The organism is Phenylobacterium sp., from assembly GCF_031412415.1.
Classification (GTDB): Bacteria; Pseudomonadota; Alphaproteobacteria; order Caulobacterales; family Caulobacteraceae; genus Phenylobacterium.
Window position 1 is genome coordinate 1 of the sequence record NZ_JANOCX010000347.1, and the last position, 11653, is coordinate 11653.

Consider the following 11653-nt stretch of genomic DNA (forward strand, 5'->3'; position numbering starts at 1 on the left):
TCGATCAGGGTGTCGCGGAACACCTCCCAGTTCAGATCCTCGGCGACGCCATTGACCTTCTCCAGGGCCTGGTAGATCGGCACCGTGCCGATCGGCACCGGGCTGTTGCGAATGATCCAGTCGCGGATGTTGTGGATGTTGCGGCCGGTTGAGAGATCCATGACCGTGTCGGCGCCCCACCTCGTCGCCCAAACAAGCTTGTCCACCTCATCGGCCACGGTGGAGAGCACCGCGGAGTTGCCGATGTTGGCGTTGATCTTGACCAGGAAGTTGCGGCCGATGGCCATCGGCTCCAGCTCGGTGTGATTGATATTGGCCGGGATGATCGCCCGGCCCCGGGCCACCTCGTCGCGCACGAACTCAGGCGTCACGAAATCGGGGATCGAGGCGCCGAAGTCCTCGCCATCGCGAATGAAGGGATCGCTCTCCTGGCGGCGCAGGTTCTCGCGGATGGCGACGTATTCCATCTCCGGCGTGATGATCCCACGCCTGGCGTATTCGAGCTGAGTGACCGCCGCGCCGCCCTTGGCGCGATAGATGCGGCGCGGCGCCATGAACTGCGGCGCCAGGTGCTCGCCCTTGGTGAAGCCGTTGTCCTCCGGCTTCACCTCGCGGGGGTTCTCGACGATCTCGATGTCGCCGCGCGAGACGACCCAGGGCTCGCGGGTGCGCGACAGGCCCTTGTCGATATCGATGGTGACGGTCGGGTCGGTGTAAGGCCCTGAGGGATCATAGATGGTGATCGGCGGCTCGTTGGCGGAGGGATGCACCGCCACCTCGCGAAACGGCACGCGGATGTCGGGCCACAGCACGCCGGGCTGATAGACCTTGCGCGAGCCGGGGCGCTCGCCGGTGGGGATGGCGTCTTTGATGGGCGTTTGAATGTTCACCGACGAGGCTCCGTTTTAGGGCCAGCGACGACGGAATCCGGACGCTCAGGTCCGTTCCCTTCGCCGGCATGACCCGGATCAGGTTCTACGGGTCGCGGGCTCGCCCGCCTCTCAGCCGCCCATGCGCGGCCCCCCGAGGACGGCGCGACCATAGGCGCGAATCCGAGCGACGAAAAGGCCGCGATCTCGCCGCAAAACCGGTGCAGATTTCAGCGCCAGGAGATCGCCCCATGAAAGCCGCCGCCAACGCCTTCGTTCTCGCCGCCCTGGTCGCCACCGCCGCGCAGGCCCAGCCGACCGCGCAGCCCACGCCTGGAGCGTCGGCCAGCCGCGACTGCTTCCGCATGAGCCAGTTGCGCGGCCACAAGCGGGTCGACGCCAGGACCCTCAACATCGAGACCGGCAGCGGCGCGATCTATCGATGGGAGATGAGCGGGTCCTGCCTCGCGGGATCGTCCGGAAGCGATCCCCTGGTGATGAGCCCCACGAGCGGTTCGGACATGATCTGCCGGCCCATCGACCTGGATCTGAAGGTGAAAAGCGGCTCGATCCTCAGTCCCTGCATCATCAAGAGCTTCACCAAGCTGACCCCGGCCGAGGTCGCGGCCCTGCCGGCCAAGCAGAAGCCCTAGCGAGGGGTCGCATCGCGCCTTGGCCCTGTGATAGTCACGCGGCCAAGGAGCCCCCCATGCATCTCGCCCGCTTCCCTCGCGCCCGTTTCGCCCATCTGCCGACGCCGCTTGAGCCCCTGCCCCGCCTGGGCGCCGAGCTAGGCGTCGACCTCTGGGTCAAGCGCGACGACTGCACCGGCCTGGCCGGCGGCGGCAACAAGACCCGCAAGCTGGAGTTCCTGCTGGGCGAGGCCTTGGCCCAGGGCGCCGATACGCTGATCACCCAGGGCGCGGTGCAATCCAACCACGTCCGCCAGACCGCCGCGGCCGCCGCCCGCCACGGCCTGGCCTGCGAGGTGATCCTGGAAGAGCGGACCGGATCGAAGGCCATCGACTACACCGCCTCCGGCAACGTGCTGCTGGACCGGCTGATGGGGGCCTCGATCCGCAATGTGCCGGGCGGAACCGACATGAACGCGGAACTCGCCAAGAGCGCCGAGCTGGTTCGAGCCAGGGGCGGCAAGCCCTATGTGATCCCCGGCGGGGGATCCAACCCCGTGGGCGCGCTGGGCTATGTGGACTGCGCCATCGAGCTTGTGGCCCAGGCCAACGCCCAGGGCCTGGTGATCGACCGGATCGTCACCGCCACGGGCAGCGCGGGGACCCACGCGGGTCTGGTGGCCGGTCTCGCCGTCATTGGCGCCGACATCCCGGTGCTGGGCATCGGCGTGCGGGCGCCCAAAGAGACCCAAGAAGCCAATGTCCACAAGCTGGCGGTGGAGACCGCCGCCCTGCTGGGCCATCCCGAGCGCGTCACACGCGAGATGACGGTGGCCAACTGCGACTATGTCGGCGCCGGCTATGGCCTGATCGTCGAGGCGGTGATCGACGCCCTGAAGCTGGCGGCCCGCACCGACGCCCTGATCCTCGACCCGGTCTATACGGGCAAGGGCATGAAGGGTCTGATCGCCCTGGCGCGCCAGGGATTCTTCGGCGATGAGACGGTGGTGTTCCTGCACACCGGCGGCGCGCAGGGTCTGTTCGGTTATCAAGGCGAGATGCAGGAGGCCCTGGCATGAGCCTGGTGCTGGGCGTTCTCGGCGGCATGGGCCCGGCCGCCACCCTCGACTTCCTGACCAAGCTCCAGGCCCTGACCCCGGCCGAGCGGGACCAGGACCACATCCGCACCATCGTCGACATCAATCCCCAGGTGCCCGACCGCAACGATCCCTTCGCCAAGCCTGGTCCCGTCCTGGCCGAGATGGCCGGCGCCCTTCACGGCGCGGGGGCCGACGTCCTGGCCATCGCCTGCAACACCGCCCACGCTCACGCCGACCTGATCTCGCGCTCCTCGGGCCTGCCGCTGATCGACATGATCGGCACCGCATCGGCGGCCGCGCGCGACACGGGCGCCCATCGCGCCGGCGTCCTGGGCACCCGTCCGGCGATCAAACTCTATCGCGAGTACCTGGCCGCCCAGGGCATGGGCCTGGTCACCCTGCCGCCCGAGCGCCAGGAGGCGTTCATGGCCCTGCTCTACCGCATCAAGGCCGGCGAGCGTTCCAAAGAGGTCGGCGCCGCCATGGCCGGCCTGGCCGCAGAACTGGTGGCCGACGGCGCCGAGGCGGTGATCGCCGGCTGCACCGAGGTGCTGCTGGTGCTGGACCCGGCCGCCGTCCGCGCGCCGGTCATCGACGCCGCGGCGGTGCTCGCCAAGCGCTGCGTCGCCGTCTGCCTGGGCCTAGAACCCGTGCCCGAGCTCGTCGCCTAGAGCCGTGCGGCCTTGAAGGTGTCGCAGGCGCCGGGATCGCCGCTCTGCACACCGGTGCGGAACCACCGCATGCGCTGCTCACTGGTCCCGTGCGTGAAGGCGTCGGGCATCACCCGGCCCTGGGACTTTTGTTGCAGCGCGTCGTCGCCGACCGCGGCGGCGGCGCGGATGCCGTCCTCGATGTCCTTCGGGTCCAGCGACACCTGGCCGCCGGAGGCCTCCGCGGCGTGGGCCACCCAGACTCCGGCATAGCAGTCAGCCTGCAGTTCCAGGCGCACCGCGGAACTGTCCTCGCCGCGCGAGCCGCGCTCGACCCGGTCGGTCTGGCCGGTCAGGTGCTGGACGTGATGGCCGATCTCGTGGGCGATCACGTAGGCGCGGGCGGCCTCGCCCTGGGCGCCGAACTTGGTCTCGAGCTCGTTCCAGAAACTCAGGTCCAGATAGACCTTGCGATCGGCCGGACAATAGAACGGACCCATGGCCGCCTGGCCGGTCCCGCAGCCGGTGCCGGTGGCCTGGCTGTAGATCACCACGGCGGCCGGCGGATCGTAGCTCTTGCCGGTGCGGGCGAAGATCGGGGTCCAGACGTCGGTGGTCGAGGACTCGATCACATCGACGAACTGCCCGCCCTCGTCGGCCGTGGTCCCGCGCGCGCCGGCCTGCTCCTGCTGCGCCTGGCCGCCGGCGCCCTCGACGACCGCGAGCGTTGTGGAAGGATCGATGCCGAAGACGAAGTAGCCGATGGCGGCCAGGATCACGCCGCCGACCCCGACGCCGCCGACGCCCGCCGCGCTCATGCCGCGACGATCCTCTATATTGCCGCCGCGGCGACCGCCCTGCCAACGCATGCCGTAACTCCTGAACGTCCGATGGCCCAACGCGCGAGCCGGCCGCCAGGATGCGGCGTATCAGCGTTCCTGTCAGCGCCTGTTTTGGCTGGCCTCGCGGACGCGCCTGTTCGACGCCGCCAGCGCCGCATCGGGAATGGACGGGAACGGTCCGACACTGGCCGCCTTGGCGCCGGTGGAGGGGACGTATGGCGCAGGCACGACGGGGCGCTGCGCCTGGTCACGCATATCGCGCAGGCGCAGCTCCGTCCCGACGCGCGCATCCAGGGTGTTCAACTGGTTTTCGAGCGCCACGGCGCGTTGACTCTGAAGCTGCTGCTGCGCCCAGAGGTCGTTTTCGCGGGCGAGCTGGGCGGCGTCGACCTGGGCCAGGGCGGGGGCCGCACCGACCGCGCAGATCGCCAGGGAGATGAGGAGCGAGCGCATCAACCTCAAACGCGCTCGCCGACCTTAAGCTCCGTCAGCGCCGCGAAACGCTGAAGCGGGTGAGCTGCTCACGCGGAGCTGTCCACTCCGGATTGATCTCAACGGCCTTCTGGTAATCGTAGTAGGCCGACTTCACGTCATCCATGCCTTCATGGGCCAGGGCGCGGTTGTAGTAGGCCTTGGCGGGCTCATCGACGCCAAGCTCCAGCCCGCGATTGATGTCGGTGAGGCTGGCGGCGTAGTCCCGCTGCCCGATGAAGGTGGCGCCTCGGTTCACATAGGCCTCGCCCATGTCCGGCTTGATCCGGACCGCCTTGTCAAAGTCCTTGCGCGCATCGGGATAGGCCTGCCGCCGCAGCTTCAGCACGCCGCGATTGACATAGGTGCCTGCTCGGTCGCGGGCGTTCATGAACTCGGTCTCCAGCGCCTGTGTGCAGAGATCCTGGAACTTGATGTCGTTCTCGCCGCCGATGGCCGCCTGGGAACAGGCCTGGGCCAGTCCTCCACCGATCACCGTCACCGCGGCCTGGGCCGAGCCCGCCGCCGCCAAACCCATGGCCGCCAGACCCGCGACCGCAACTGTCCTGAACATGGCGCTGTCTCCGTGAGACTAGCCAGCCCCGGAAATGCGCGGCCCGGCTGTCCCAGCCAGACTCTTCCCGTAACGGAGGTCTGTCAATGTGAGCTTTTCTGAGCCGCCCTGCGCCCAAGATGTTGATTTCAGGCGCAGTTCCGGTGTGACGGCTATCGACGGAACCGTCGGGTTTCCCGCAGCAGGATGTAGACCCCGCTGGCCGCCACCACGCAGGCGCCGACCAGGGTCGCGGCGCGCGGCAGCTCGTCCCAGACCAGGAAGCCGATGATGCTGGCCCAGACCAGCTGGGTGTAGTCGAAGGGCGCGACGACGGCGACCGGGGCGCGGCGCAGGGCCTCGGTGAGGAACAGTTGGCCCACCCCGCCGAGAAGTCCGGTGCAGATCAGCATGACCAGCGTCGTCGTGTCGGGAATCACCCAGCCGCCGAACGGCAGGCTCGCCAGGCCCAGCGTCATTCCGGCCAGGGTGAAGTAGAAGACGATGGTGGGCCCAGGCTCCGTGCGGCCGATCTCACGAATGGCGATCATGGCGCCGGCCGCGCCCAGCGCGCCCACCAGGCCGAAGACGGTTCCCAGGGTGGCCATGTGGGTGGGATCCGGGCGGATCATGATCAGCACGCCCAGGAACCCCACCACGACGGCCGCCCACCGATGACCGCCCACTCGCTCCTTGAGGATCGGCGCCGACAGCGCGGTCATGAACAGTGGCGCGGCGAAGGACAGCGCCGTCGACTCGGTCAGCGGCAGCATGGACACGGCGGTGAACCCGCAGACCATGCCCACCAGGCCGATCCCTGAGCGCGCCAGATGCCCGCCCGGCCGCGCCGTCTTCAGCACCGAGAAGCTGGAGGTTCGCCAGATGTAGAAAAGCACCGGAATGAAGGCGAAGGCGTTGCGGAAGAAAATGATCTCCAGCACCGGGGCGCCGCGCTCGGAACAGGCCTTCACCAGGGCCGCGAGCCCCGCCATGCAGGCCATGGCCGCCACGCGCAACAGAATGCCCAGGCCGTTTCGCTGCAGGACGGCATGGGCGGGCGGCTCGGCGGACAAAGGACGCTCCTTCGAACGCCGGGCTTAGCCGCCCCTCGTCCGCGGCGCCATCCCTCGCGGCCGCGGCGCGCGCGTCCTCGGCTAGCTGGCCGGCAATTGCGACATGATGGTCGCGGTGTCGAAGTAGTCGCGCCAGTAGGTGATCAAGCCGTCATGCACTTCGTAGACGCCGGTCACCGGCAACTCGACCCATTTGTCCCCGAAGAGGTGCCGGTCGAGACGCTCAAGTATGACGATGGGGCCTGCGGTGGCCTGTCGCAGGACCTTGAACTCATTTTCCAGGGTCGGCCCGAAGAAGGGCTCCAGCACGGCGCGGATGCCGGCCGGCCCGTGCACCGTGCCGAAGGGCGGCGGGTTGGTGTATTCGCAATTGTCCGACACGAGCTTCAAGGCCGCGTCGTAGTTCAATGGCTCCATGAGCTTCATGAACTGCTCGACGACGTCGGTCGGCGACAAGGGTGATCCTGACATGAGAGCTTCCTGCGTGCTGATGTCTGATGATCGTCGGGCTGCGCCGCGCTGAGCGCAACGACCTCACAGGTTATCGCCCGTCCCCGGCCGCGGCGCTGCGGAACAGGGCTTCGGTCTCCGCGTCCGCCGGGAACATGGTTTCGATCCTCAGCTCATCGGCGGTGACGTCCTGGGCGGTGCCAAAGGTCGCGACGACCGCGAACATCGAGATCCGCACACCCATCACGTCCATGTTGAACGGCATCACGGGCACCAGCGCGGTATCGGAGGCCGACCAGAGGCTCTCCTCGTCCTGAAGGGGCGCCAGGTCGTCCAACACCGCCTGCATCTCCAGTCCGCCCAGGGCCTCGGCTTCCCGCTGGGCGCGCCGCCAGATCAAGGGCCCCACCGCCGACCAGTTGGTGATGAAGGGACGGATGCCCTGCGGATGGAAAAACAGCCGCATCAGATTGCGCTGGTCGCCACCGACACGCGCCCAGACGTCGTCGCCCAGCATGGCGCCAAGCAGATCGAAAGACCGGTTCGACATCCGGACATTCCAGGCTCGGTCGAGGGCGACGGCTGGGAAAGGTTCGTGCGCGGTCAGCATCATGCGCACGGCGCCCATGACCTGCGCCATCTGCGGATCGTCGAGGCTGCGGCTCCGGAAGACCGGGGCGAAACCCGCCGCCGTCAGCCAGCCGTTGCGGTCGCGGAGCGGAACCTCGAGCGTCTCGCTCAACTGCAGGATCATCTTCCGGCTGGGGTTGGCCCGGCCGGATTCCAGATAGCTCACATGACGCTGCGACACGCCCGAGCTGAGCGCGAGATCCAGCTGCGACAGCCGTCGCTTCTGGCGCCATCGCCGCAACAGACGGGGAAAGGCCGCTTCCGCCTCTGGACGCGATTCCTGGATCGAAACGGACACTCGGAGCCTCGCGGTTTGGCCATCTTTCGCGCGACCTCGAACGCAATTCAACGACCTGAGAGGTTATTGCCTCGCATTGGCCGCTCGCCGCCTGTCGGTGGCTCGACGTTCCTAGGTTGCGCGCGGATACAGGATGATCTGGGTGCAACGGAACGCGGCCATCAGCTTACCAGTCGCCGCGTCCTCGACCCTGGCGTCCCACACCTGGGTGGTGCGGCTGCCATGCAGCAAGGTGGCGGTGCAGATCGCCTCGCCCTCGCGCAAGGTCCCCATGAAGTTGGCCTTCACTTCCGCCGTGGTGAACCCGTTGGCGCCGTCGGGCCAGGCCGTGGAGACCCCGTAGGCGCAAAGGATGTCGGCCACCGACAACACCGCGCCGGCCAGCAGATAGCCGGTATGCGCCACCAGATCCTGCCGCACCGGCAGCCGGCCCACCACCTTACCCTCGGCCACCTCGGTGATGACCAGGCCAAGATGGCCGGGCAGCTTGCCGACATTGGCGTGGTTAAGCTTCTCGACGCTGGTGTTGTTGGTGGTCGTGACCATGGAACGCTCTCCCTGGTCCAACGCTTTCGGCCGATTCCCGGCGATGCTGAAGTCGGCGCGGAGACGGGCTCTCGCCTAACGTGACGTAACGGTGTTCACTCTCGCGAACCGAACGGGAGGCGGTGTGACATGACGATCGACCTGATGATGGCGGCCTGGACCCTGGTCCTGGCCTTCGTGCAGATCCTGCTCTTCGATATCGCCAGGACCAGCCAGTACGGCCTGAAGTGGAACACCGGTCCTCGCGACGGGGAAATGCCGCCGCTGAGCGCCCGGGCCGAGCGCCTGCGCCGCGCCCAGGACAACCTGTTCGAGACCCTGCCCCTGTTCCTGGGCGCCGTGCTGATCGCTCATGTGGCCGACCGCGCCAACGCGACGACGGCGCTGGGCGCGCAGATCTATTTCTGGGGTCGGGTCGCCTATGTGCCGCTCTACGCCTTCGGCGTGACGCACATACGCTCCCTGGCGTGGCTGGTGAGCATCGCCGGCCTGGTCATGGTCGCCTCGCAGATCCTTCTGCCTTAAGCGCCGACGAACTTCGCCACGAGCGCAGGGTCGGCATCGTAGACCCAGCACTCGCTGAACTGCCCGTCGCGCACGGCATAGACCAGCACGCGCTCTAGCTCCGCCACGGCGTCGTCCCGGCGGAAGACTTCACGCGCCACGATGGCGCCGCGCTCGGGGCCCGACAGCACCGCCACGATGCCGCTGAGCTTGCGGTTGGTGCGCCGGGAAAACTCCGCCAGCGTGGCCAGGGCGGCGGCCTTGCCGACATGGTCGCCGGAGAGCGCGTGGTCGCCGCCATAGTGCAGGGTGAAGGTCTCGTGATAGAGGCCGGTGATGGTCGCCAGATCGCCGGCGCGCCAGGCCTGGGCGTAGCGTTCGACGGTGGCGCGGATCTCGGTTTCGCGCGGGTCCATGGTTTGATCTCCGGCGGTCGATGGGGCGGCCACGGCCGCTAGGGCGGCGGCCAGGAAGCCGCGGCGGGCGAGGGCCACTGGTTTAGGCGGACTTCACGAGGGCCGAGGCGATCAGGGCCGCGGCCACTGCCGTCTCGATGCCCAGGAAGATCGTCGGCATGCGACCCAGGCTCTGATCGATTCCGGCCGAGACCAGACGCCCCGCCACCATTCCGATGCAGGCCGCCGCGACGCTGAGCGCCACGGGGGTGCGCAGCTCGGGCCGCGCCAGGCTCGCGAACAGCAGGGCCGACCACATCAACGGCAGGCCGCCATAGACGGCGCGGATCTCGTTGAACCCGTCGACGGTGGCGACCTTGATCCCGTAGCTGCCCAGCAGACCGCCCGGAAAGCATATGGCCGTGACGCCCAGCCAGGCGAAGAACCCGGCGCAGGGCAGGATGAGCAGGATCTTGATCATGAGATCTCCGAGGTGGGGCTGGCCGGACGCGGCGTCATGAGCCAAGCTTGCCGCGTCTTCCCCGCCCTCAGCTTTCGAGAAGTGGCTATGGCGCCCTCGGCGCGACTCTATTCCTGGGGCGCCCGCGCGCTCTTCCTGGGCCAGGCTCTGGGCCTGACGCCGCACCGAAACGCCGTCGGCGTGCTGGCGATCGGCCTGGAGGCGCCCTTCGAGGTTGCTTGCGATCCGGCCGATCTCCTCGCCGGGACGCGCCGCTGCCGCACCGCCCTGATCCCGCCCAACACCCTGCATCACCTGTCGGCGACCACCGGCCTGATGGCTTTCCTCTATGTGGACGCCCGCGGCCCCGACCTCGCACGGCTGCGGGACCTGATCGGCGATCCCGGTCTACGCGTCGGCTTCGACCTGGCCGGAGAGGATGAGTTGATCGCAGTCCTGTCACGGCTGGCGCGGGGCCAGGCGACCTGGGCCGAAACCAAGCCCGATATCGAGATGCTGCTCGCCGGATCCGGCCTTCGGCCGAAGGACTCCCGCGTGCGCCAGGCGCTCGAGCGCCTGCACGCAGACCCCGCCGCTCGCCCCTCCCTGGAGACCCTCGCCCGCGGGGCCGGCCTCTCGACCTCGCGCTTCATCCATCTGTTCAAGGCGGCCACCGGCGTGCCCCTGCGCCGCTACAAGCTGTGGATCGCCATGGGCGCGGCCATGCGGGCGGTCATGGCCGGAGAGACCCTGACCAACGCGGCCCTCGACTCAGGCTTCGCCAGCTCCGCGCACTTCAGCGCCAGCTTCCGCGACATGTTCGGAATGGAGCCGTCGCGCCTGGCCGCCGGCCGGCTGATCGCCGCTTAAGCACCTGTAACTCTTAGAGAACATTTGCGCCGACCGCTTGCTCTCGATGGCATGACGCCGCAAACCGCTGGCGTGTTCCCGTCAGACCGGAGTTCCCGTGAAGCGCATCTACCTTGCCGGCCTCGCCACATTGGGCGTCGCGATCTGTCTCGGCCAGTCGGCCGCCGGCGCCATCGAGGAGCCGGCCTATCCCGAGGGATATCGGCGCTGGACCCACGTCTTGACCGGCGTCTCCGACGCCAGGTTCAAACGCTACGAGGGCATGCACAACATCTACGCCAACCCCAAGGCCATCGAGGGCTACAAGGCCGATGGCGCCTTTCCGGACGGCTCGGTCATCGTGTTCGACCTTTTCGAGGTCGTCGACCAGGAGGGCGCGACGGTCGCCACCAAGCGCAAGTTCATCGACGTCATGGTCAAGGACAGCAAGCGGTACGCCGCGACCGGCGGCTGGGGCTACACCGAGTTCCTCGGCGACAGCCGGACCGACCGCGCGTTCACCCAGGACAAGGCGATGGTCAGGTGCCACGCCTGCCACGTCGCCACCCCAGGGCGGGACTCCGTGATCACGCGGTTCAAGGATTGACCGGGACCGCGAACCTCGGGGTTGCATCCGGCGCGCAGGCCGGTTTGGTTAGCGCCAACCTGATCAGGAGCGCGCCCCCGAATGCTCTACGCCATCCTCTGCTATAACTCCGAACAGATCGTTGGTTCCTGGACCCAGGAACAGGACGACGCCGTGATGGCGCGCCTTCAGGTGGTCCACGACGACCTGAAGGACAAGCTTGGCCCCGCCATCCGCTTGAACGGCACCAAGGCGGCCGCCACGCTGATGAAGAACGAGGAGCCCCACTACGTGGTCGACGGTCCCTATGCCGAGACCAAGGAGGCTTTGCTCGGCTTCTACATTCTCGACTGCGCCGACGCCGACGAGGCGATGGACGCCGCGCGCCAACTGGCCGTGGCCAACCCCGGCGGCGCCTACGAGATCCGGCCGATCATGCGCTACTTCCCGGGCTTGGCGATCGCTGAGATCTAATCTGCAGGTTTTCGCGGCGTCGCTGTCGGAATTGGTGCGGCTGCGGAGCCTGTTTCCGATCCGGCGCTAGAGCGTCCGCGCGGTCTGGAACTCGCCGCGATCGCCTGCTAGACGGACCACCGTCACCGAAACGACGCGCGGGCGTGGTGGAACTGGTAGACGCGCCGGACTCAAAATCCGGTTCCGAAAGGAGTGTCGGTTCGAGCCCGACCGCCCGCACCAATCTCGCTCAGGCCGCAGAGGGTGGCGGAGCGCGCCGGAAGCGGCCTGA

Annotated in this window: 17 protein-coding genes, 1 tRNA gene and 1 riboswitch; of the genes, 8 read left to right on the forward strand and 10 right to left on the reverse strand. The window is 68.1% G+C overall.

Translation table 11 applies throughout. The features are described 5' to 3' along the window. A partial coding sequence (locus tag RMO04_RS16600) for a phosphomethylpyrimidine synthase ThiC (protein ID WP_309645879.1) occupies positions 1-890 on the reverse strand: 890 nt, incomplete at its 3' end. Positions 891-927: 37 nt separating this feature from the next. Next, a riboswitch (TPP riboswitch) is annotated at positions 928-1036 on the reverse strand. A gap of 84 nt (positions 1037-1120) precedes the next feature. Here RMO04_RS16600 and RMO04_RS16605 point away from each other — a divergent pair. From RMO04_RS16605 to RMO04_RS16615, 3 genes are read left to right on the forward strand one after another with little or no spacing between them, the layout of a single operon-like run. Then, on the forward strand, positions 1121-1522 hold the full coding sequence (locus RMO04_RS16605; RefSeq protein ID WP_309645880.1) for a DUF6491 family protein: 402 nt from the start codon (positions 1121-1123) through the stop codon (positions 1520-1522). 56 nt (positions 1523-1578) lie between these two features. Continuing rightward, on the forward strand, positions 1579-2580 hold the full coding sequence (locus RMO04_RS16610) for a D-cysteine desulfhydrase (protein ID WP_309645881.1): 1002 nt from the start codon (positions 1579-1581) through the stop codon (positions 2578-2580). Next, the gene (locus RMO04_RS16615) at positions 2577-3272 is read left to right on the forward strand and encodes an amino acid racemase (protein WP_309645882.1); all 696 of its coding nucleotides are present in this window, start codon (positions 2577-2579) and stop codon (positions 3270-3272) included. The genes RMO04_RS16610 and RMO04_RS16615 overlap by 4 nt, the downstream gene beginning before the upstream one ends. On the opposite strand, the gene RMO04_RS16620 is transcribed toward RMO04_RS16615, so the two are convergent. From RMO04_RS16620 to RMO04_RS16650, 7 genes are all read right to left on the reverse strand, one after another. Continuing rightward, positions 3269-4120 (reverse strand): neutral zinc metallopeptidase, encoded by an 852-nt coding sequence (locus RMO04_RS16620; RefSeq protein WP_309645883.1) that lies wholly within the window; start codon positions 4118-4120, stop codon positions 3269-3271. The genes RMO04_RS16615 and RMO04_RS16620 overlap by 4 nt on opposite strands. A gap of 72 nt (positions 4121-4192) precedes the next feature. Continuing rightward, positions 4193-4546 carry a hypothetical protein gene (locus RMO04_RS16625; protein WP_309645884.1) on the reverse strand — a complete coding sequence of 118 codons (354 nt, stop codon included), beginning with the start codon at positions 4544-4546 and terminating at the stop codon, positions 4193-4195. Positions 4547-4580: 34 nt separating this feature from the next. Then, complete coding sequence (locus RMO04_RS16630; protein WP_309645885.1) at positions 4581-5138, reverse strand: tetratricopeptide repeat protein; 558 nt, start codon at positions 5136-5138, stop codon at positions 4581-4583. 152 nt (positions 5139-5290) lie between these two features. Beyond that, positions 5291-6190, reverse strand: a complete 900-nt coding sequence (locus tag RMO04_RS16635) for a DMT family transporter (protein WP_309645886.1) — start codon at positions 6188-6190, stop codon at positions 5291-5293. Between the two features lie 81 nt (positions 6191-6271). Then, entirely contained in the window at positions 6272-6646 is a 375-nt protein-coding gene (locus tag RMO04_RS16640) for a limonene-1,2-epoxide hydrolase family protein (protein WP_309645887.1), read from the reverse strand. An 85-nt stretch (positions 6647-6731) separates the two neighbouring features. After that, the gene (locus RMO04_RS16645; protein ID WP_309645888.1) at positions 6732-7568 is read right to left on the reverse strand and encodes a helix-turn-helix transcriptional regulator; all 837 of its coding nucleotides are present in this window, start codon (positions 7566-7568) and stop codon (positions 6732-6734) included. A 111-nt stretch (positions 7569-7679) separates the two neighbouring features. Further along, on the reverse strand, positions 7680-8114 hold the full coding sequence (locus RMO04_RS16650) for a PaaI family thioesterase (protein ID WP_309645889.1): 435 nt from the start codon (positions 8112-8114) through the stop codon (positions 7680-7682). Between the two features lie 129 nt (positions 8115-8243). On the opposite strand from RMO04_RS16650, the gene RMO04_RS16655 reads away from it, so the two are divergent. Further along, entirely contained in the window at positions 8244-8639 is a 396-nt protein-coding gene (locus RMO04_RS16655; protein ID WP_309645890.1) for an MAPEG family protein, read from the forward strand. Here the strand turns inward: RMO04_RS16655 and RMO04_RS16660 are convergent. Beyond that, complete coding sequence (locus RMO04_RS16660) at positions 8636-9034, reverse strand: nuclear transport factor 2 family protein (protein WP_309645891.1); 399 nt, start codon at positions 9032-9034, stop codon at positions 8636-8638. The genes RMO04_RS16655 and RMO04_RS16660 overlap by 4 nt on opposite strands. Before the next feature lie 82 nt (positions 9035-9116). Then, entirely contained in the window at positions 9117-9494 is a 378-nt protein-coding gene (locus RMO04_RS16665) for a DUF4345 family protein (protein ID WP_309645892.1), read from the reverse strand. A gap of 36 nt (positions 9495-9530) precedes the next feature. Here RMO04_RS16665 and RMO04_RS16670 point away from each other — a divergent pair, with 36 nt between their 5' ends. From RMO04_RS16670 to RMO04_RS16685, 4 genes are all read left to right on the forward strand, one after another. Next, on the forward strand, positions 9531-10343 hold the full coding sequence (locus tag RMO04_RS16670; protein ID WP_309645893.1) for an AraC family transcriptional regulator: 813 nt from the start codon (positions 9531-9533) through the stop codon (positions 10341-10343). Between the two features lie 97 nt (positions 10344-10440). Then, on the forward strand, positions 10441-10929 hold the full coding sequence (locus RMO04_RS16675) for a cytochrome P460 family protein (RefSeq protein WP_309645894.1): 489 nt from the start codon (positions 10441-10443) through the stop codon (positions 10927-10929). 81 nt (positions 10930-11010) lie between these two features. Further along, entirely contained in the window at positions 11011-11382 is a 372-nt protein-coding gene (locus RMO04_RS16680; protein ID WP_309645895.1) for a YciI family protein, read from the forward strand. Positions 11383-11519: 137 nt separating this feature from the next. Then, a tRNA-Leu gene (locus tag RMO04_RS16685) sits at positions 11520-11604 on the forward strand. Positions 11605-11653 lie beyond the last annotated feature (49 nt).